18 protein-coding genes and 1 other RNA gene are annotated in these 19967 nt (G+C 56.0%); 6 read left to right on the forward strand and 13 right to left on the reverse strand.

What is annotated here, in order from left to right; genetic code table 11:
• Positions 1-57 precede the first annotated feature (57 nt).
• The 4 genes from ubiI to ACMGGQ_RS16925 are packed head-to-tail and all read right to left on the reverse strand — an operon-like array spanning position 58 to position 4371.
• On the reverse strand, positions 58-1260 hold the full coding sequence (ubiI, locus tag ACMGGQ_RS16910; RefSeq protein ID WP_048029109.1) for an FAD-dependent 2-octaprenylphenol hydroxylase: 1203 nt from the start codon (positions 1258-1260) through the stop codon (positions 58-60).
• A 12-nt stretch (positions 1261-1272) separates the two neighbouring features.
• Positions 1273-2451, reverse strand: a complete 1179-nt coding sequence (ubiH, locus tag ACMGGQ_RS16915) for a 2-octaprenyl-6-methoxyphenyl hydroxylase (protein WP_420290309.1) — start codon at positions 2449-2451, stop codon at positions 1273-1275.
• Positions 2448-3761 carry a Xaa-Pro aminopeptidase gene (gene pepP, locus ACMGGQ_RS16920; RefSeq protein ID WP_086374948.1) on the reverse strand — a complete coding sequence of 438 codons (1314 nt, stop codon included), beginning with the start codon at positions 3759-3761 and terminating at the stop codon, positions 2448-2450. The genes ubiH and pepP overlap by 4 nt, the downstream gene beginning before the upstream one ends.
• Positions 3762-3792: 31 nt before the next feature.
• On the reverse strand, positions 3793-4371 hold the full coding sequence (locus ACMGGQ_RS16925; protein ID WP_024906571.1) for a YecA family protein: 579 nt from the start codon (positions 4369-4371) through the stop codon (positions 3793-3795).
• A 168-nt stretch (positions 4372-4539) separates the two neighbouring features.
• On the opposite strand from ACMGGQ_RS16925, the gene zapA reads away from it, so the two are divergent.
• The 3 genes from zapA to ACMGGQ_RS16940 all read left to right on the forward strand — a co-directional run bounded on the left by zapA (position 4540) and on the right by ACMGGQ_RS16940 (position 5715).
• Positions 4540-4869 (forward strand): cell division protein ZapA, encoded by a 330-nt coding sequence (gene zapA, locus ACMGGQ_RS16930; protein ID WP_006811891.1) that lies wholly within the window; start codon positions 4540-4542, stop codon positions 4867-4869.
• 41 nt (positions 4870-4910) lie between these two features.
• Positions 4911-5094, forward strand: a non-coding RNA gene (ssrS, locus tag ACMGGQ_RS16935) — 6S RNA.
• Between the two features lie 24 nt (positions 5095-5118).
• A complete protein-coding gene (locus ACMGGQ_RS16940; RefSeq protein ID WP_420290310.1) occupies positions 5119-5715 on the forward strand; it encodes a 5-formyltetrahydrofolate cyclo-ligase in 597 nt (198 codons plus the stop codon).
• Between the two features lie 107 nt (positions 5716-5822).
• On the opposite strand, the gene serA is transcribed toward ACMGGQ_RS16940, so the two are convergent.
• Both serA and rpiA read right to left on the reverse strand, forming a co-directional pair.
• The gene (serA, locus tag ACMGGQ_RS16945) at positions 5823-7055 is read right to left on the reverse strand and encodes a phosphoglycerate dehydrogenase (protein ID WP_021242062.1); all 1233 of its coding nucleotides are present in this window, start codon (positions 7053-7055) and stop codon (positions 5823-5825) included.
• Positions 7056-7321: 266 nt separating this feature from the next.
• Positions 7322-7981, reverse strand: a complete 660-nt coding sequence (gene rpiA, locus ACMGGQ_RS16950; protein ID WP_420290311.1) for a ribose-5-phosphate isomerase RpiA — start codon at positions 7979-7981, stop codon at positions 7322-7324.
• Positions 7982-8108: 127 nt separating this feature from the next.
• Between rpiA and argP the strand changes: the two genes are divergently transcribed.
• Complete coding sequence (gene argP, locus ACMGGQ_RS16955) at positions 8109-9002, forward strand: DNA-binding transcriptional regulator ArgP (protein WP_008499727.1); 894 nt, start codon at positions 8109-8111, stop codon at positions 9000-9002.
• Positions 9003-9045: 43 nt separating this feature from the next.
• Here argP and ACMGGQ_RS16960 read toward each other — a convergent pair whose 3' ends face one another.
• The 7 genes from ACMGGQ_RS16960 to tkt all read right to left on the reverse strand — a co-directional run bounded on the left by ACMGGQ_RS16960 (position 9046) and on the right by tkt (position 17411).
• Positions 9046-9777, reverse strand: coding sequence for an oxidative stress defense protein (locus tag ACMGGQ_RS16960; protein WP_008499728.1), 732 nt, complete (start codon positions 9775-9777; stop codon positions 9046-9048).
• A 91-nt stretch (positions 9778-9868) separates the two neighbouring features.
• On the reverse strand, positions 9869-10504 hold the full coding sequence (gene argO, locus ACMGGQ_RS16965) for an arginine exporter ArgO (protein ID WP_021242063.1): 636 nt from the start codon (positions 10502-10504) through the stop codon (positions 9869-9871).
• A 145-nt stretch (positions 10505-10649) separates the two neighbouring features.
• Positions 10650-11504: a small-conductance mechanosensitive channel MscS gene (locus ACMGGQ_RS16970; RefSeq protein ID WP_039265487.1), complete on the reverse strand. Its 855-nt coding sequence runs from the start codon at positions 11502-11504 to the stop codon at positions 10650-10652.
• Positions 11505-11690: 186 nt separating this feature from the next.
• Positions 11691-12770: a class II fructose-bisphosphate aldolase gene (fbaA, locus tag ACMGGQ_RS16975; RefSeq protein WP_008499731.1), complete on the reverse strand. Its 1080-nt coding sequence runs from the start codon at positions 12768-12770 to the stop codon at positions 11691-11693.
• A gap of 92 nt (positions 12771-12862) precedes the next feature.
• Positions 12863-14026, reverse strand: a complete 1164-nt coding sequence (gene pgk / locus ACMGGQ_RS16980) for a phosphoglycerate kinase (protein ID WP_420290312.1) — start codon at positions 14024-14026, stop codon at positions 12863-12865.
• Between the two features lie 49 nt (positions 14027-14075).
• Positions 14076-15095, reverse strand: coding sequence for an erythrose-4-phosphate dehydrogenase (gene epd, locus ACMGGQ_RS16985; RefSeq protein WP_045909922.1), 1020 nt, complete (start codon positions 15093-15095; stop codon positions 14076-14078).
• Positions 15096-15419: 324 nt separating this feature from the next.
• On the reverse strand, positions 15420-17411 hold the full coding sequence (gene tkt / locus ACMGGQ_RS16990) for a transketolase (protein ID WP_048224784.1): 1992 nt from the start codon (positions 17409-17411) through the stop codon (positions 15420-15422).
• Positions 17412-17683: 272 nt separating this feature from the next.
• Here tkt and ACMGGQ_RS16995 point away from each other — a divergent pair, with 272 nt between their 5' ends.
• Both ACMGGQ_RS16995 and ACMGGQ_RS17000 read left to right on the forward strand, forming a co-directional pair.
• A complete protein-coding gene (locus ACMGGQ_RS16995) occupies positions 17684-18442 on the forward strand; it encodes a M48 family metallopeptidase (RefSeq protein ID WP_111967493.1) in 759 nt (252 codons plus the stop codon).
• Positions 18443-18651: 209 nt separating this feature from the next.
• Entirely contained in the window at positions 18652-19920 is a 1269-nt protein-coding gene (locus ACMGGQ_RS17000) for an OprD family outer membrane porin (protein WP_420290313.1), read from the forward strand.
• Positions 19921-19967 lie beyond the last annotated feature (47 nt).

Raw genomic sequence — 19967 nt, forward strand, 5'->3', positions numbered from 1 at the left:
ACGAGGGAATTTCCCCGGCGCAGAGGCCGGGAAAATAAAGTGTGACGGGGATCTAAGTTAGCGCAGCCAGTCAGGGAGATCGTTAAGACCCATCGCCTGACGGAGAAGTTGAGGTTTGACGCCAGGAAGCGTGTCGGCCAGTTTAAGACCGATATCGCGCAGCAGTTTTTTTGCCGGATTTGCGCCGGCAAACAGCTCGCGGAAGCCCTGCATCCCCGCCAGCATCATCGCCGCACTGTGCTTGCGGCTGCGCTCATAGCGACGCAGGTAGAGATGCTGACCGATATCTTTCCCTTCGCGATGCAGGCGACGCAGTTCTTCTACCAGCTCCGCCGCGTCCATAAAGCCAAGATTAACGCCCTGCCCGGCCAGCGGATGAATGGTATGCGCCGCATCCCCCACCAGCGCCAGACGGTGCGCCGCAAACTGACGCGCGTAGCGGCCGGTTAACGGGAACACCTGACGCTCGCTCTCAAGCGTGCACAGGCCAAGGCGGTTATCAAAGGCCACGCACAGCGCCTGGTTAAAGGCCTCCGGCGTCGCCTCATGCATCTGCCGGGCTTTGTCCGGCACCAGGGACCAGACTATCGAGCACAGGTGCGGATCGGCAAGCGGCAGGAACGCCAGTATGCCGTCGTTGTGGAAAATCTGGCGCGCCACGCCGCCGTGCGGCTCTTCGGTGCGGATCGTCGCGACCAGAGCGTGATGACGATAGTCCCAGAAGGTCAGCGGGATATCGGCTTTATTACGCAGCCAGGAGTTGGCACCGTCAGCACCGACCACCAGGCGCGCGGTCAGCATGTCGCCGCTCTGCAGGGTGATAAACGCCTCGTTTTCGCCCCACGCCACCTGCTGGATCTGCGCAGGCGCAATCAGCGTCACGTCGCTGCACTGCTGTGCTTTTTGCCACAGCGCGTGGTGGATCACCGCGTTTTCAACGATGTGGCCCAGATGGCTATAGCCCATGCTTTCATCATCAAAAGCAATATGACCAAAGCTGTCTTTATCCCACACCTCCATGCCGTGATAACAGCTGGCGCGGTTCGCCACAATATCTGACCAGACGCCAAGGTGCGTCAGCAGCTTTTCGCTGGCCGCATTAATGGCCGAGACGCGGAGTTCCGGCGGCGCATCCGGGGCAACGGGCTGGGGCTGTTTTTGCTCCAGCACCGCCACGCGCAGGCCGCTGCCCTGTAATCCACAGGCCAATGCCAGTCCGACCATTCCGCCGCCAACGATGGCGACATCAACATTTTGCACGGTGATAACTCCTTAACGCGCGACCCAACCCAGGGTCCGCTGCGCCAGCACGTCACGTGCCGGAATGAATAGTTCCATCGCCATCAGCCCGAGATTGCGACCCGCAACCAGCGGTGCCCAGCGATTGGCAAAAAGATGGACCAGGCCATCGGTCACACCGATGGTAGCCTCTTTATCCGCCTGACGGCGCTTCTGGTAATGACTCAGCACCGAATAAGCCCCGCAGTCTTTTTGCTCGCCCCACGCCTGCGCCAGTGATTCGGCCAGGCTCATGACGTCGCGTAAGCCAAGGTTAAAGCCTTGCCCCGCGATGGGATGCAGCGTCTGCGCGGCGTTACCGACAAGCGCCAGACGATGGGAGATGGACTGAGATGCCGTAGTCAGCGAAAGCGGATAGACCGTCCGCTTGCCGGCATGGGTAATACGCCCCAGCCGCCAGCCAAAGGCTTTCTGCAGCTCGGTGCAAAAACGTTCGTCGGACCAGGCCTTCACCTCTTCAGCCTTATCCTGCGGATGGCACCAGACCAGGGAACAGCGCCCGTCCGACATCGGCAGCATCGCCAGCGGGCCATGCTGCGTAAAGCGCTCAAACGCCCTGCCGTTGTGGTCAGCTGCGGTAGCGACGTTCGCAATGACCGCCACCTGGCCGTAAGGCTGCTGGCGCCACTCCACGCCGCACTGGGTGCCGAGCGAGGAGCGCGAACCGTCCGCAGCGACCAGAAGCTGGCCTTCAAGGACGGTGCCGCTTTCCAGCGTCACGCTGACCGACGCTTCACTTCGGCTCACGCTGGCCACGCGCGCGGGGCAATGCAGCGTGACGCCCGGCGCGTCCTGGAGCAGGCGGAACAGACGCAATCCGACGTCGTGTAGCTCAACAACCTGACCCAGGGCATCAATCCGGTAATCCTGCGCGTCCAGCGTGACAAAACCTGCATGGCCGCGATCGCTGACGTGTACGGTCCCGATCGCCGTAGCACGGTCGGCAATTGCCTGCCAGATACCAATGCGCGAAAGCTGCTGGCAGGTGCCCTGCGCCATCGCGATGGCGCGGGCATCAAACCCGGGGTGGTTGGACGCCTCTGGCGCAACGGCTTCCACCAGGTGCACCGGAAGCTGCCCCTGCGTCAAATGCGAAATGGCCAGCGCCAGCGTGGCCCCGGTCATGCCGCCGCCAACGATAATCACGCTCATGCGCGCGCCGCTGCCATCAGCGCCTCGATATCGTCAGCGTTTTTCACGACGCTGGCGGTCAGGTTTTCGTTACCGGTCTCGGTAATCACGATGTCATCTTCAATACGAATACCAATCCCGCGGTACGCTTCAGGCACGTCGGCATCCGGCGCGATATAGAGACCCGGCTCCACGGTTAACACCATGCCCGGCTCCAGCACGCGGGAACGGTCGGTGCCGTAGGCGCCAACGTCATGCACGTCCAGCCCCAGCCAGTGGCTCAGGCCGTGCATAAAGTACGGTCGATGCGCATTTTCAGCAATAAGGGTATCTACGTCCCCTTTCAGAATACCGAGCCTGACCAGACCGGTAATCATGATGCGCACCACTTCGCCGGTCACTTCCTGGATGGAGGTACCTGGACGATACAGCCTGAGCGCCGTCTCAAGGGATTCGAGAACAATATCGTAAATCGCGCGCTGTGCCGGCGAGAATTTACCGTTCACCGGGAAGGTCCGGGTGATGTCCCCCGCATAGCCCTGATATTCGCAACCGGCGTCAATCAGCACCAGATCGCCGTCGCGCAGCGCGCTTTCGTTTTCGGTGTAGTGCAGAATGCAGCCGTTTTCCCCGCCGCCGACAATGGTGTTGTAGGAGGGATAGCGCGCGCCGTGGCGGTTAAATTCGTGGTGAATTTCGCCTTCCAGCTGGTATTCGAACATCCCGGGACGGCATTTCTCCATCGCACGGGTGTGCGCCAGCGCGCTGATTTCGCCCGCGCGGCGCATCACGTTAAGCTCTTCTTCAGACTTGAACAGGCGCATCTCATGCACCACCGGACGCCAGTCCGTCAGCGTGGCCGGTGCGGACAGGTTCTGCCGCGAGCCTTTGCGCAGCTTATCCAGCGCGGTGAAAACAATCTCATCGGCGTAAGCATATTCGCCCTGCGCGTGATAGAGCACGTCGAGGCCGTTAAGCAGTTGGTAGAGCTGCTGGTTGATTTCGCTAAACGCCAGCGCACGGTCAACGCCCAGCTTTTCCGGTGCGGCCTCTTGCCCTAAGCGGCGACCAAACCAGATTTCGGCCGTCAGATCGCGCACGCGGTTGAAAATCACGCTGTGGTTGTGGGTGTCATCACTCTTAATCAACACCAGTACCGCTTCCGGCTCGTTAAAACCGGTGAAGTACCAGAAGTCGCTGCTCTGGCGATAGGGATATTCGCTGTCGGCGCTGCGCGTCACTTCGGGCGCGGCAAAAATCAGCGCGGCGCTGCCCGGCTGCATTTTTGCCAGCAGCGCCTGACGGCGGCGCGAATACTCTTGACTCGAGATAACCATGACACCCTCCTGTGCGTTATTTTTCTTAATGTAAGGTTGGCTTGCGGACTTCCGGCGCAGTCGGCTGTGAGCGCGTAAAGTTGTCGTGGCACAGCAGTGCCGCCACGCGCACGTACTCGATGATCTCTTCGAGAGACATTTCCAGCTCTTCCTGGTCTTCGTCTTCATCGTAGCCAAGCTGGGCGATGTTGCGCAGATCGTCGATCGCTTCACCCGCTTCGCCGGTGACTTTATCCAGTTTAGGCTGCGTGACGCCCAGACCCAGCAGATAGTGATTTACCCACCCCGCCAGCGCATCGGCGCGATCGAACACGCTGACGTCGTCGCCTTCAGGCAGATAAAGCTGAAAAAGGAAGCCATCGTCTTCCAGCGAATCACTGATGGCGGCATGCATTTTACGCAGCGCTTCCGCCAGCTCGTGACCAAACGCCAGCCCTTCATTCGTGAGGTCGTGGATCAGCGGCTGCCATGAGCTGTCGCTGTTTCCGCCGCACAGCATGCCACTGATCAGACCGTGCATTTCGGCAGGGGTTAAACCGACTCCCTGCTGGTTCAGTAACTGGTTTAAATCCTTGTAACCAGGCATTTCGTTCTGTATAGACATGCGCATTCGTCATCATTGGGGGGAAGTTTCATGATATGCTACCACTTTGGACCCTGGTGATACCAGAAAAGGGCTTGTATCTTCACATCAGGGTAGCTATAGTGTCGCCCCTTCGCAGCCCCCGGGGCATCAGGCGAAGGCAGCGCAGTCAATCAGCAGGAAGGTGGCATGTCTGCACAACCCGTCGATCTCCAGATTTTTGGCCGTTCACTGCGAGTGAATTGTCCGCCTGAACAAAGGGATGCTTTGAATCAGGCTGCGGACGATTTGAATCAGCGGTTGCAAGATCTAAAAGAACGCACTAGAGTCACAAATACTGAGCAGCTGGTTTTCATCGCCGCGTTGAACATCAGCTATGAACTGACTCAGGAAAAAGCGAAGACCCGCGACTACGCGGCAAGCATGGAGCAGCGCATTAAAATGCTCCAGCAGACCATAGAACAGGCATTGCTTGATCAAGGTCGCAATCCCGAAAGACCGGGACCCAAGTTTGAATAACACTTCTCAGTTGACTATGGTAGAGTAACTGTGAAGACAAAATTTCTCTGAGATGTTCGCAAGCGGGCCAGTCCCCTGAGCCGATATTTCATACCACAAGAATGTGGCGCTCCATGGTTGGTGAGCATGCTCGGTCCGTCCGAGAAGCCTTAAAACTATGACGACACATTCACCTTGAACCAAGGGTTCAAGGGTTACAGCCTGCGGCGGCATCTCGGAGATTCCCTCTCTTTTCTTCTACCGACTACCATGACTCAATTCCCTGAAGTTTCGGCTTCACGCCAGGACATTCGTCAGCTCATTCGTCAACGCCGTCGTGCGTTAACCCCCGTTCAGCAAGCGCATTTTGCCCAGCAGGCCGCCGCCCGTATGATGGCGTATCCCCCTGTCGTGATGGCGCGCACGGTTGCCCTCTTTCTGTCGTTTGACGGCGAGCTGGACACCCAACCGCTGATAGAGCAACTCTGGCGCGCCGGGAAGAAGGTATACCTGCCGGTGCTGCACCCGTTCAGTGAAGGCAATCTGCTGTTTTTGCACTATCACCCGCACAGCGAGCTGGTAGTGAATCGTCTGAAAATCACCGAACCGAAACTCGACGTGCGCGACGTGCTCCCGCTGTCACAGCTGGATGTACTGACTACGCCGTTGGTCGCGTTTGATGAGCAGGGACAGCGCCTGGGAATGGGCGGTGGTTTTTACGACCGGACGCTGCAAAACTGGCAGCAGTATGGGTTGCAGCCGGTGGGCTACGCGCATGATTGCCAGCGCGTGGAGGCGTTGCCGGTAGAAAAATGGGATGTGCCGTTACCGGCGGTGGTGACGCCATCGAAGCTATGGGAGTGGTGAAACAGGCGTGCAGCCTGATGCCCTCACCCCAACCCTCTCCCACAGGGAGAGGGTGAAAACATAAAAAACGGTAACTGTCGTTACCGTTTTGCATTTACCTCGCACCATCAGTACAGCAGACGCGCGCGAATCGTCCCCGGAATGGCCTTCATGCTCAGCAGCGCTTTCTCGGCCACATCGTCATCCGCTTCGATATCAATAACCACATAGCCCATCTGCGAGTTGGTCTGCAGATACTGCGCGGCAATGTTAACGCCCTGCTCGGCAAAGATCTGGTTAATCGCGGTCAGCACGCCTGGACGGTTTTCGTGGATGTGCAGCAGACGACGGCCACCGTGCAGCGGCAGCGACACTTCCGGGAAGTTCACCGCAGAAAGCGTAGAACCGTTGTCGGAGTATTTACTCAGCTTACCCGCCACTTCCAGACCGATATTCTCCTGCGCTTCCTGGGTTGAACCGCCGATGTGTGGCGTCAGGATCACGTTGTCGAACTCGCACAGCGGAGAGGTAAACGGATCGCTGTTGGTCGCAGGCTCCGTCGGGAAAACGTCGATGGCGGCGCCCGCCAGGTGCTTACGCTTCAGCGCATCGCACAGCGCAGGGATATCGACAACCGTGCCACGCGCGGCGTTAATCAGCAGTGAGCCCGGCTTCATCAGCGCCAGCTCTTCTGCACCCATCATGTTTTTAGTGGACGCATTTTCCGGCACGTGCAGGCTCACCACGTCACTCATGTTCAGCAGGTCAGACAGGTGTTGAACCTGGGTGGCATTGCCCAGCGGCAGCTTGCTTTCGATATCGTAAAAATAGACATGCATACCGAGAGATTCCGCCAGAATCCCCAGCTGGGTACCGATGTGGCCATAGCCGATGATACCCAGTTTTTTCCCACGGGCTTCGTAGGAGCCCGCAGCCAGTTTGTTCCAGACGCCGCGGTGTGCTTTGGCGTTAGCCTCCGGAATGCCGCGCAGAAGCAGCAGCAGTTCGCCAATCACCAGCTCCGCCACGGAACGGGTGTTGGAGAACGGGGCGTTGAAGACAGGAATACCGCGTTTCGCGGCAGCATTCAGGTCAACCTGGTTGGTACCGATGCAGAAGCAGCCGATAGCCACCAGCTTTTCCGCCGCGGCAATCACATCTTCAGTCAGGTGAGTACGGGATCGCAGGCCAATGAAGTGGGCATCACGGATGGACGCTTTCAGCTCTTCGGTATCGAGCGCGCCTTTGTGAAATTCGATGTTGGTGTAACCTGCCGCACGAAGGCTATCGATTGCTTTTTGATGCACGCCCTCGACCAGCAGGAATTTAATCTTGTCTTTCTCCAGTGATACCTTTGCCATTTACCCGACCCTGTTTTTGTCTGAACTGATGTTGTGCTGGATATAAATCCGCTGTAGCCAACATATCAAAAAAAACTATTGCAGCAATATGAACGTTTGCGTCGGCACGCTGAAGGAAAGTCATACAGCGCAAAATGGCAGAGGAAAATGCTATGGAAATTTACAAATGCGGAAGGATCGGCAAAAGAGGCATAAAAACGTGACACAAGTCACCGAATTTAGCGTATCAAAAATTTTTTAGCGGGGGGAGGACTCCCCCCGTCAGATCATTTTACGATGGTTTTCACGCCGTCAGCGGTGCCGATCAGCGCCACATCCGCGCCACGGTTGGCGAATAGCCCTACGGTCACGACGCCAGGAATGGCGTTGATGGCATTTTCCAGCGCAATCGCGTCGAGAATTTCCAGACCGTGAACGTCGAGGATCACGTTACCGTTGTCGGTCACTACGCCCTGACGGTATTCCGGGCGACCACCCAGCTTCACCAGCTGACGGGCAACCGCGCTGCGGGCCATCGGGATCACTTCAACCGGCAGCGGGAAATTCCCCAGAATGTCCACCTGCTTGGAGGCGTCCGCGATGCAGATAAACTTGTCCGCAACGGAGGCGATGATTTTTTCACGCGTCAGCGCCGCGCCGCCGCCTTTGATCATCTGCATGTGGCTGTTGATTTCATCCGCACCATCAACGTAAATCCCCAGACGATCCACTTCGTTGAGATCGAAAACGGTAATGCCGAGGCTTTTCAGCTTTTCCGTGGAAGCATCAGAGCTGGAAACCGCGCCCTCGATCTGCCCCTTCATCGTGCCCAGCGCATCGATAAAGTGTGCCGCGGTTGATCCCGTACCGACACCGACAATGGTACCCGGCTGTACGTACTGGAGAGCGGCCCATCCTACTGCTTTTTTCAGTTCATCCTGCGTCATGATCGTTTTGCCTGTGGTGTGAAAACTCAGGGCGCATTATAGAACACGTCGAATGGAATTCGTCTGCCACAAAGGGAAAATTGTGTCATAGTGCAGAATAAGCAAAATTAAGGAGCCAGCCAGAGCAATGAAACGTCCGGACTACAGAACACTACAGGCACTTGATGCAGTTATTCGTGAACGAGGTTTTGAGCGCGCGGCGCAAAAGCTTTGCATCACGCAGTCCGCCGTCTCTCAGCGTATCAAACAGCTTGAAAATATGTTCGGCCAACCGCTGCTGGTACGTACCGTACCGCCACGTCCAACCGAGCAAGGACAAAAGCTCCTCGCCCTGCTGCGCCAGGTTGAACTGCTGGAAGACGAGTGGCTGGGTGACGAGCAAACGGGTTCTACGCCGCTGCTGCTCTCTCTGGCGGTCAACGCCGACAGTCTGGCAACCTGGCTGCTGCCGGCCCTTGCGCCGGTCCTCGCGGACTCCCCTATCCGTCTGAATTTGCAGGTTGAAGACGAAACCCGCACTCAGGAGCGCCTGCGTCGCGGTGAGGTAGTTGGGGCGGTCAGTATCCAGCCTCAGGCGCTGCCAAGCTGTCTTGTCGATCAGTTAGGCGCCCTGGATTACCTGTTTGTGGGTTCAAAAGCCTTTGCCGAGCGCTACTTCCCGAACGGCGTCACCCGCGCAGCGCTGCTGAAAGCCCCTGCCGTGGCGTTCGACCATCTGGACGATATGCATCAGGCGTTCCTGCAGCAAAACTTCGACCTGCCGCCGGGCAGCGTGCCGTGCCATATCGTTAACTCGTCTGAAGCCTTCGTGCAGCTTGCGCGCCAGGGCACGACCTGCTGCATGATCCCGCACCTGCAGATTGAGAAAGAGTTAAAAAGCGGTGAGCTGATTGACCTGACGCCGGGGCTGTATCAGCGCCGGATGCTCTACTGGCACCGTTTTGCGCCGGAAAGCCGGATGATGCGCAACGTCACCGACGCGCTGCTGGCGTACGGGCATAAAGTATTGAGACAGGATTAAAAAGAAAAGCCGGGTGGCGGCTACGCCTTACCCGGCCTACAGATTACTGAGCCGGTTTCGGCTGTGCTGCAACGGGTTCCAGCTGGAAGACCACATCCACCTGATCGTCGAACTGAATGGTTGGCTGCTCGTAAGTTTCCTGAGCGGATACCGGGGCTGCATCAGCCTTCATCATACGAACCATCGGGCTTGGCTGGTAGTTAGAGACGTGGTAACGCACGCTGTAAACCGGACCGAGCTTGCTCTTAAAGCCAGAAGCCAGCTGTTCCGCCTGGTGAATGGCATCATCAATCGCCGCTTTACGCGCTTCGTCTTTGTATTTCTCCGGTTGCGCAACGCCCAGCGACACGGAACGGATCTCGTTCAGGCCCGCCTTCAGCGCACCGTCCAGCAGCGAGTTAAGCTTATCCAACTGACGCACGGTCACTTCAACGGTACGCACGGCACGGTAGCCTTTCAGGATGCTTTTGCCATTCTGGTAGTCGTAATCGGGTTGAGTACGCAGGTTCGCAGAGTTGATATCTTTTTTACCGACACCGTTCTGCTCGAGGAAAGAGAGGTATTGCGCAACGCGATCGTCAGCCTGCTTCTTGGCCGTCGCCGCATCTTTCGCCGCCACATTCACCTCAATTGCCAGGGTTGCAACATCGGGTACCGCGTCCACGCTTGCGGTGCCTGACGTGACGATGTGCGGGCCATCCGGCAATTCGCTTGCCTGCACCGACACCGCACCGAAACTTACTAATGCCGCCAGGGCCATCACTTTAAACTTCACTGTCATTCCTCCATGTTGCGAAGAGTGCCCATTAACAGGGCGCATGCCAGCAAGCTTAGCGGGTCTTGTTCAGTTGTCCATAAGACAAGGATTAGTTGAACAATTCCTGGACATGATGAATCCCCTCTTTCGCCAGCTGGAAAGCGATAAACCACATCACCAGGCCAACCAGGGTATTAATGATGCGCTGGGCTTTGGCCGTACGCAGACGAGGAGCCAGCCATGCCGCCAGAATGGCGAGCCCGAAGAACCAGAGGAACGAGGCGCTGACCGTACCGAGCGCAAACCAGCGTTTCGGTTCAACGTCCAGTTGACCGCCCAGGCTGCCCAGCACGACGAAGGTGTCGAGATAGACATGAGGGTTTAGCCAGGTCACTGCCAGCATGGTGACGATAATCTTCCAGCGGCCCTGCTTCATGACCTCCGCGCTCGCCAGCTCGAGGTTGCTGCTCATCGCCGTTTTCAGCGCGCCGAATCCGTACCAGAGCAGAAACGCCACGCCGCCCCAGGTGACCAGCGCCAGCAGCCACGGAGACTGCATCAGCAGCGCGCTGCCGCCAAAAATCCCGGCACAGATCAGCAGTAAATCGCTTACCGCGCACAGCAGGGCAATCATCAGATGGTACTGGCGGCGGATGCCCTGATTCATCACGAACGCATTTTGCGGGCCGAGCGGAAGGATCATGGCCGCACCTAAGGCAAGCCCTTGAAAATAATAAGATAGCATGACGATTTTCTCGCAGTGTTGTTCTGGAAGCCGACTATACTGCGCGAATTACATAAGAGGAAATGGATAATATTAATTGGGTATTAGCGGAGCTTATGAAAGTAAAGCCCGGTGGCGCTAGCGCTTACCGGGCCTACGGGTGACGTTATTCTGCTTCTTTGACTTTTTTGACGTTTACGTCCATCTGCGGATACGGGAAGCTGATGCCGTTGGCGTCGAAGTCGCGCTTAATGCGTTCCAGCACGTCCCAGTACACGTTTTGCAGATCGCTGCTTTTGCTCCAGATACGCACCACAAAGTTAATGGAGGAAGCGCCGAGTTCATTCAGGCGAACCGTCTGTTCTTTGTCTTTCAGAATGCGATCGTCAGAAGCAATGATGTTGGTAATCAGCGACTTCACCTGATCGATGTCGGAGTCGTATGCCACGCTGATAATCAGTTCGTTACGACGCACCGGCTCACGGGAGAAGTTGATGATGTTGCCCGCGATAATTTTCCCGTTCGGCACGACCACGATGCGGCCATCGACGGTGCGCATGGTCGTTGAGAAAATTTGTACCTGCAGCACGGTTCCGGCAATGCCGCCAAGGTCAACGTACTCACCGGAGCGGAACGGACGGAAGGTCACCAGCAGAACGCCTGCCGCCAGGTTTGAAAGCGAGCCCTGCAGCGCCAGACCAATAGCCAGACCGGCGGCACCGAGAACGGCGATGACGGAGGCGGTTTGCACTCCAACACGGCCCAGCGCCGCAATCAGCGTAAAGGCGATAATGCCGTAACGCACCAGTGCGGAGAGGAAGTCAGCCACCGTGGCGTCAATGTGACGGGCCAGCATCACGCGGTTAACCGTATTCGAGACAATACGCGCCACGATCATCCCGACGATGATGATGGCAATCGCCGCGACGATGTTCACGGCATAGCTCAGCAGCAGGGCCTGGTTGCGCACCAGCCAGTTACCGGCGTTATTGATGCTGTCTACAACATCGAGTTGTTCCATTTATTCTTCCTTTTGTTAAACCAAAACACAAAATCCATCCCCCATGGAGACAGGCAGGTCTGTAAAGGGTAAACAAAAAGCACTGGTTTTGCCAAACAGATCACAAAAGCAGGTCTGGCAGGGTATTGAAAAAGCATAAAAAAAGGCCCGTATTTGCGGGCCTTCTGATGCTGTTAGCAGCTCAAATTACAGAACGTCGATCGCGTTCAGTTCTTTGAAAGCCTGCTCCAGACGGGTCACCATGGACGTCTGCGCTGCGCGCAGCCATACGCGTGGATCGTAGTATTTCTTGTTCGGCTGGTCTTCGCCTTTCGGGTTGCCCAGCTGGCCCTGCAGGTAAGCTTCGTTCGCTTTGTAGTACTGCAGGATACCGTCCCAGGTTGCCCACTGGGTGTCGGTATCGATGTTCATTTTCACAACGCCGTAGCTTACGGAGTCTTTGATTTCCTGAGCAGAAGAACCGGAACCGCCGTGGAAGACGAAGTTCAGGCTGTTGTGCGGCAGGTTGTGTTTCTTGGAAACGTATTCCTGAGAATCACGCAGGATGGTTGGGGTCAGAACCACGTTGCCTGGTTTGTAAACGCCGTGTACGTTACCGAAGGACGCTGCGATGGTGAAGCGTGGGCTGATTTTGCTCAGCTCGGTGTAAGCGTAATCAACGTCTTCTGGCTGGGTGTACAGTGCAGAAGCGTCCATGTGGCTGTTGTCCACGCCGTCTTCTTCACCGCCGGTGCAACCCAGTTCGATTTCCAGGGTCATGTCCATTTTGGCCATGCGCGCCAGGTACTTAGAGCAGATTTCGATGTTTTCGTGCAGTGACTCTTCAGACAGGTCGATCATGTGAGAAGAGAACAGTGGCTTACCGGTTGCCGCGAAGTGTTTTTCACCCGCGTCCAGCAGACCGTCGATCCACGGCAGCAGTTTCTTCGCGCAGTGGTCAGTGTGCAGGATAACTGGAACACCGTAGTGCTCAGCCATCTGGTGAACGTGGTGCGCACCAGAGATAGCGCCCAGGATTGCAGCACCCTGAGGAATGTCAGTTTTCACGCCTTTACCTGCGATGAACGCAGCGCCGCCGTTAGAGAACTGAACGATAACCGGTGCTTTAACTTTTGCAGCGGTTTCCAGTACGGCGTTGATGGAGTCGGTACCCACGCAGTTAACTGCTGGCAGAGCGAAGTTGTTTTCTTTAGCTACCTGGAACACTTTCTGTACGTCATCACCAGTGATAACGCCAGGTTTTACGAAATCAAAAATTTTAGACATGTTGCTTAGTCCTGTATCTTCGGCCGTTAGAAAAGGTGCGAGCTCTTAAAAGCGCGCTGAAAATTGGGCAGGTTTCCCTGCCCTTGAATGGCTTACTTCTTAGCGCGCTCTTCGAGCATTGCTACTGCTGGCAGTACTTTGCCTTCCACGAATTCGAGGAATGCGCCGCCACCAGTGGAGATGTAGGAGATCTTGTCAGCGATACCGAACAGGTCGATTGCTGCCAGGGTGTCACCACCGCCTGCGATAGAGAACGCTTCGCTGTCTGCGATAGCGTTAGCAACGATTTCAGTCCCTTTGCGGAAGTTCGGGAATTCGAACACGCCAACCGGACCGTTCCACAGGATAGTTTTTGCGTTTTTGAGGATTTCAGCCAGTTTCTGTGCAGAAACGTCGCCCAGATCCAGAATCTGCTCTTCGTCTTTGATGTCGTTTACAGACTTCAGAGTCGCGGTTGCGGTTTCGGAGAACTCGGTCGCGACGCGAACGTCAGTTGGAACCGGGATATCACAGGTACCCAGCAGGCGTTTGGCTTCGTCAACCAGGTCTGCTTCGTACAGGGATTTACCCACGTTGTGGCCCTGAGCGGCAACGAAGGTGTTCGCGATACCACCGCCAACGATCAGCTGGTCAGCGATTTTAGACAGGGAATCCAGAACGGTCAGTTTGGTAGAAACTTTAGAACCACCAACGATAGCCACCATTGGACGAGCAGGTTCTTTCAGTGCTTTACCCAGCGCTTCCAGTTCGTCAGCCAGCAGAGGACCGGCACACGCAACGTCTGCGAATTTACCGATACCGTGGGTAGACGCCTGAGCACGGTGCGCCGTACCGAAGGCATCCATCACGAACACGTCGCACAGTGCAGCGTATTTTTTGGAAAGGGTTTCGTCGTCTTTCTTCTCGCCTTTGTTGAAGCGAACGTTTTCCAGAACAACCAGTTCACCGGCTGCTATGTCAACGCCATCCAGGTAATCTTTCACCAGGCGAACCGGGTTGGACAGTTTGTCTTTCAGGTAATTAACCACTGGCAGCAGAGAGAACTCTTCGTTGTACTCGCCTTCAGTTGGACGACCCAGGTGGGAGGTGACCATCACTTTCGCGCCCTGCTTCAGAGCCAGCTCGATGGTTGGCAGAGATGCACGGATACGCGCGTCGCTGGTCACTTTGCCATCTTTAACCGGTACGTTCAGATCGGCACGGATGAAAACGCGTTTACCAGCCAGATCCAGATCGGTCATCTTAATTACAGACATGGTGAATCCTCTCGTTGATTCTTAAAGTTTTGCAGACGCACGATGCGTCTTACCTGAAACCTTGAGCAGCCATTGCTAACGTGGTGTCGAGCATTCGGTTAGCAAAGCCCCATTCGTTATCACACCAGACCAGCGTCTTGATAAGGTGTGCGCCACTGACCCTCGTTTGCGTGCCATCGACGATGGCGCTGTGCGGGTCGTGGTTAAAATCTACTGAGACCAACGGTAATTCCGTATAGTCAACTATACCATGAAATGCCCCCTGTGCCGCTTTTTGCAGCAACAGGTTGACTTCACAGGCTTTTACCGGTTTTTTCACCGTTACGCTAAGGTCGATTGCGGTGACGTTGATCGTTGGGACACGCACGGCAATCGCTTCAAAACGGTCATTGAACTGCGGAAAAATTCGGGTGATCCCTGCCGCCAGTTTCGTATCCACCGGAATGATTGACTGGCTCGCTGCACGCGTGCGCCGTAAATCAGGGTGGTAAGCGTCAATGACCTGCTGATCGTGCATGGCGGAGTGAATCGTGGTCACGGTGCCGGACTCAATGCCATACGCATCGTCTAACAGTTTGATGACCGGAATAATGCAGTTGGTGGTACAGGAGGCGTTGGAAACAATGCGGTGTTCGGCCTGCAGCTCATGCTGGTTGACGCCAAACACGACGGTCGCGTCGAGGTCGTTACTGCCGGGATGAGAAAACAGGACTTTTTTCGCGCCGGCTGTCAGATGCGCTTCGCCATGTTCGCGATTGCCATACACACCGGTACAGTCAAGTACGACATCCACACCCAGTTCACGCCAGGGTAGCCCGGAGATGCTGTTCTCATGCAGCACACGAATCGCGTCATCACCCACAAAAAGCTGATCTCTTTCCTGGCGCACGTCCCAGGCAAAGCGTCCGTGGCTGGTGTCATACTTCAATAAATGCGCCATGCCCGCAGCATCCGCCAGTTCATTGATTGCCACCACGGTTATTTCCGCCCGACGTCCGGATTCATACAAAGCACGAACCACATTACGCCCGATGCGACCGAAGCCATTAATCGCTACGCGTACGGTCATAGATCTCCTGCAAAGCAATCCCTGAGTGTGAGGTGGCTGAAAGAGTAATCCAGCTACGCCCGAAGGGGAATCCTTGCTGTCACAAACTGCGATTGATTGGTCAATTGTCGAACATTTAATCGACTGAAACGCTTCAGCAAGAATAAGCGAATCGGGGAATAAAAGGAATGTCTGTCCAGATGAATAAGCGAGCTATATGACTTGCGTCACATTTTCGGTGGAATAATGACGTAAAAAAAGCCGGGTAAGCGCTAGCGCTTACCCGGCCTACTTTCGAGCCATTTGTAGACCCGGTCAGCGTAGCGCCACCGGGCAAAACGGCGATTACAGCAGTTCTTTCGCTTTCGCGATAACGTTCTCAACGGTGAAGCCGAACTCTTCGAACAGCTGCTCTGCCGGAGCAGACTCACCGAAGGTGGTCATGCCGACGATAGCGCCGTTCAGGCCCACGTATTTGAACCAGTAGTCAGCGATACCCGCTTCCACTGCCACGCGAGCGGAAACCGCTTTAGGCAGTACGGATTCACGGTAAGCGGCATCCTGCTTGTCGAACGCGTCGGTAGACGGCATGGAGACCACGCGCGCCTTCACGCCTTCGGCAGTCAGTTTTTCCCATGCGGCAACAGCCAGTTCAACTTCAGAACCGGTAGCGATGAAGATCAGCTCTGGCTGGCCCGCGCAATCTTTCAGCACGTAACCACCGCGAGCGATGTTCGCCAGCTGCTCTGGCGTACGCTCCTGCTGTGCCAGGTTCTGACGGGAGAGGATCAGCGCGGTTGGACCGTCCTGACGCTCAACGCCGTATTTCCACGCTACCGCGGATTCAACCTGGTCACATGGACGCCATGTGCTCATGTTCGGGGTCACGCGCAGAGAAGCCACCTGCTCTACCGGCTGGTGAGTTGGACCGTCTTCGCCCAGACCGATGGAGTCGTGGGTGTAAACCATCACCTGACGCTGTTTCATCAGCGCCGCCATACGCACGGCGTTACGCGCATATTCGACGAACATCAGGAAGGTAGAGGTGTACGGCAGGAAACCACCGTGCAGGGAGATACCGTTGGCAATCGCAGTCATACCGAATTCACGTACACCGTAATGGATGTAGTTACCGGCAGTGTCTTCGTTGATTGGCTTAGAACCGGACCACAGGGTCAGGTTAGATGGCGCCAGATCAGCGGAGCCGCCGAGGAATTCAGGCAGCAGAGGACCGAACGCTTCAATGGCATTCTGAGACGCTTTACGGCTCGCGATTTTAGACGGGTTCGCCTGCAGCTTAGCGATGAACTCGTTCGCTTTCGCGTCGAAGTCAGACGGCATGTCACCTTTCATACGACGGGTGAATTCAGCCGCTTCCTGTGGGAAGGCTTTCGCGTAAGCCGCGAACTTCTCGTTCCACGCCGCTTCTTTCGCCTGGCCTACTTCTTTTGCATCCCACTGAGCATAGATCTCAGATGGGATTTCGAATGCAGGGTATTTCCAGCCCAGCGCTTCGCGGGTCAGTGCGATTTCCGCGTCACCCAGCGGCGCGCCGTGGGAGTCGTGCGTACCCGCTTTGTTCGGGGAACCGAAGCCGATGATGGTTTTGCACATCAGCAGGGACGGTTTGTCCGTCACAGCGCGCGCTTCTTCTACTGCACGTTTAATCGAGTCAGCATCGTGACCATCAACGCCACGCACAACGTGCCAGCCGTAAGCTTCGAAACGTTTAGCGGTGTCGTCAGTGAACCAGCCTTCAACGTGACCGTCGATGGAGATACCGTTGTCGTCATAGAACGCAACCAGTTTACCCAGCTTCAGGGTACCTGCCAGGGAGCACACTTCGTGAGAAATGCCTTCCATCATGCAGCCGTCGCCCATGAACGCGTAGGTGAAGTGGTCAACGATGTCGTGGCCAGGACGGTTGAACTGCGCCGCCAGGGTCTTCTCAGCGATCGCCATACCCACAGCGTTAGCAATACCCTGACCCAGCGGGCCGGTGGTGGTTTCTACGCCAGCGGTGTAGCCCACTTCCGGGTGACCTGGAGTTTTGGAGTGCAACTGACGGAAGTTTTTCAGCTCTTCGATAGGCAGATCGTAGCCGGTGAGGTGCAGCAGGCTATAGATCAGCATAGAGCCGTGGCCGTTAGACAGTACGAAACGGTCGCGGTCAGCCCATGACGGGTTCTGCGGGTTGTGGTTCAGGAAATCGCGCCACAGGACTTCGGCGATATCAGCCATACCCATAGGGGCCCCTGGGTGGCCGGATTTGGCTTTCTGTACTGCGTCCATGCTCAGCGCACGAATAGCATTAGCAAGCTCTTTACGTGAGGACATTTTAACTCCAGATCGGACTGTTAAAGGCCATGCCCTTGACGACAGCGCGTTTTGGGCTACGCCGGAAAAAAGTGCCAACAATGTAACCCAAGCGGCATGCCATGTACATGGACCATTCTTTTGCAGCTTAAGAAATCTCTGGATCATGCTCGCATGTTGCGCAATCTGCTCGCCCGGCCCTGTAGATATTCCTTATACTTAGCCCGACACCGGCTTCGCTGACGGTGCACTTTTCGGATTTTATTCAGATTAACGAGTACGGAAGCAACCTCATGAAAATGCGTGCAATAGTGCTGGCCCTGGGTACAACGCTCCTGCTGAGCGGCTGTCAGAATATGGATTCTAACGGCCTGATGACCTCAGGCGCAGAGGCCTTTCAGGCCTATTCCCTGAGCGATGCGCAGGTAAAAGCGCTGAGCGACCAGGCCTGTAAAGATATGGACGGAAAAGCCACGCTTGCGCCGACTAACAGTACCTACACGCAGCGTCTGAATAAGATTGCTTCCGCGCTGGGCGATAACATCAACGGCCAGCCGGTGAACTACAAGGTTTACATGGCGAAAGACGTCAACGCCTTCGCGATGGCGAACGGCTGTATCCGCGTTTACAGCGGCCTCATGGATATGATGACCGACAACGAAGTAGAAGCGGTCATCGGCCATGAAATGGGCCACGTTGCGCTGGGCCACGTGAAGAAAGGGATGCAGGTTGCCTTAGGCACCAATGCCATCCGCGCAGCGGCGGCCTCAGCAGGCGGTATCGTTGGCAGCCTGTCCCAGTCACAGCTTGGCGACGTGGGTGAAAAACTGGTGAACTCCCAGTTCTCCCAGCGTCAGGAGTCCGAAGCGGATGACTACTCCTACGATCTGTTGCGCAAACGCGGCATTAATCCATCCGGTTTAGCCACCAGCTTTGAAAAACTGGCCAAACTGGAAGCAGGGCGTCAAAGCTCAATGTTTGACGATCACCCTGCCTCAGAAGAGCGCGCACAGCATATTCGCGACCGTATGGCCGCAGACGGAATTAAATAATTTCAGAAGGAGGCAGTTTTGCCTCCTTTTTATTTCGCATGAAATGTTAACTTAACAGCACGTATCGATAACACCCCTGAAAGCCCCGCCAAATCTGCCCTGTCACATTGAAACGTCTGGTCACATAATTATTGCAAAGGTCACTTTTTCCGGTAATTATCACCCCTGCAGTGATTCAATTAATATATCCAGACAGAGACGTTCCCTCCGTGAAAAAAGAATTATCATTAATTGCTTTAAGTTTATTTGCCGCATTACCTGCCGCTGCAAGCCAGCAATCCGACAGCCAGGGTTTTATTGACGACAGCCATCTGGACCTGTTTTTACGCAATGCGTATATCAGCCGTGATTATCATCAGGGCCAGCAGGACAAAGCCGAATGGGGTCAGGGTATCATCGCCACGTTTGCATCCGGCTATACCGAAGGGCTGGTGGGCTTTGGTGTGGACGGTATTGCTCAATACGGCGTGCGCCTGGACGGCGGTCGCGGCAAGAGCGGCGCAGGCGGCATCGACTTCTTTAAACAGGAAGACGACGGCCGGGCAAAATCCGATCTGGCAAAGTTTGGCGCAACCGCCAAAATGCGCATCTCGAATACCGTACTGAGCTACGGGAATCAGCGTCCTGAGCTGCCCATCGTCAATGCCGACAGCTCTCGCCTGCTCTTTGAAAGCTACACCGGCACCATGCTGACCTCAAAAGAGATCGACGGTCTGGAAATTAACGCCGGTTATTTCACCGACGAGCAGCGTAAAAGTGACGACCGCCACGACAGCGGGCTGAAGAGCCTCTCCTTCGGCGGCGCGAGCTATCAGTTCAACGATCAGTTCAGCGGCGCGTTTTACGCCTCTCACAATGAAGAGGTGATGAACAAGCAGTATCTGGGCCTGAACTTCAAACAGCCGTTCAGCACCGGGCAGCAGCTGGTGCTCGACTTCAACGGCTATAACTCCCGTCTCGATCAGAGTTACGCGGACAGCCTCGATACGGGCCGCAGCAACGCTATCTGGAGCCTGGCGGCGAGCTACATCTGGAATATTCACACGTTCAAAGTGGCGTACCAGCAGAGCAGCGGCAGCACCGGCTACAACTACGGCGGCTACCGCGACCAGGGCGGCGTGGGTGATGGCGGTAACACCATCTGGCTGGCAAACTCCTACTGGTCTGATTTTAACGGCGAAGATGAACGTTCCTGGCAGGCATCCTACGGTCTGGACTTTGGCGGCCTTGGCCTGCCGGGTCTGAGCTGGACCACCGCCTACGTGCGCGGGGACAACATCAAAACCGCGGAAACCAGCAACGGCAAAGAGCACGAGTGGTTTAACCAGATCCAGTACCAGGTGCAGGATGGCCCGGCGAAGGATCTGAAACTGAAACTGCGCTATTCCGTGCTGCGCGTCTCCAGCAACGCCAGCGACTATAACGTGGGCGGGGACGAGATCCGCGCTTACGTGGAATACCCGTTTAACGTGTTCTAAAGGCAATAAAAAACCTCTCCAGGGAGAGGTTTTTTTACGCCAGTAGA

This window comes from Enterobacter sp. BNK-13, assembly GCF_048685015.1.
GTDB classification, from domain to species: Bacteria; Pseudomonadota; Gammaproteobacteria; order Enterobacterales; family Enterobacteriaceae; genus Enterobacter; species Enterobacter quasiroggenkampii.

Coding starts and splice junctions, on each gene's coding strand:
- epd (WP_045909922.1), bottom strand. CDS start 15,095: ATGACCGTACGCGTAGCGATTAATGGCTTCGGTCGCATCGGGCGTAAT.
- ACMGGQ_RS16940 (WP_420290310.1), top strand. CDS start 5,119: ATGACTCAATTCCCTGAAGTTTCGGCTTCACGCCAGGACATTCGTCAG.
- ACMGGQ_RS16925 (WP_024906571.1), bottom strand. CDS start 4,371: ATGTCTATACAGAACGAAATGCCTGGTTACAAGGATTTAAACCAGTTA.
- fbaA (WP_008499731.1), bottom strand. CDS start 12,770: ATGTCTAAAATTTTTGATTTCGTAAAACCTGGCGTTATCACTGGTGAT.
- argP (WP_008499727.1), top strand. CDS start 8,109: ATGAAACGTCCGGACTACAGAACACTACAGGCACTTGATGCAGTTATT.
- pgk (WP_420290312.1), bottom strand. CDS start 14,026: ATGTCTGTAATTAAGATGACCGATCTGGATCTGGCTGGTAAACGCGTT.
- rpiA (WP_420290311.1), bottom strand. CDS start 7,981: ATGACGCAGGATGAACTGAAAAAAGCAGTAGGATGGGCCGCTCTCCAG.
- argO (WP_021242063.1), bottom strand. CDS start 10,504: ATGCTATCTTATTATTTTCAAGGGCTTGCCTTAGGTGCGGCCATGATC.
- tkt (WP_048224784.1), bottom strand. CDS start 17,411: ATGTCCTCACGTAAAGAGCTTGCTAATGCTATTCGTGCGCTGAGCATG.
- zapA (WP_006811891.1), top strand. CDS start 4,540: ATGTCTGCACAACCCGTCGATCTCCAGATTTTTGGCCGTTCACTGCGA.
- ACMGGQ_RS16995 (WP_111967493.1), top strand. CDS start 17,684: ATGAAAATGCGTGCAATAGTGCTGGCCCTGGGTACAACGCTCCTGCTG.
- ACMGGQ_RS16970 (WP_039265487.1), bottom strand. CDS start 11,504: ATGGAACAACTCGATGTTGTAGACAGCATCAATAACGCCGGTAACTGG.
- ubiH (WP_420290309.1), bottom strand. CDS start 2,451: ATGAGCGTGATTATCGTTGGCGGCGGCATGACCGGGGCCACGCTGGCG.
- serA (WP_021242062.1), bottom strand. CDS start 7,055: ATGGCAAAGGTATCACTGGAGAAAGACAAGATTAAATTCCTGCTGGTC.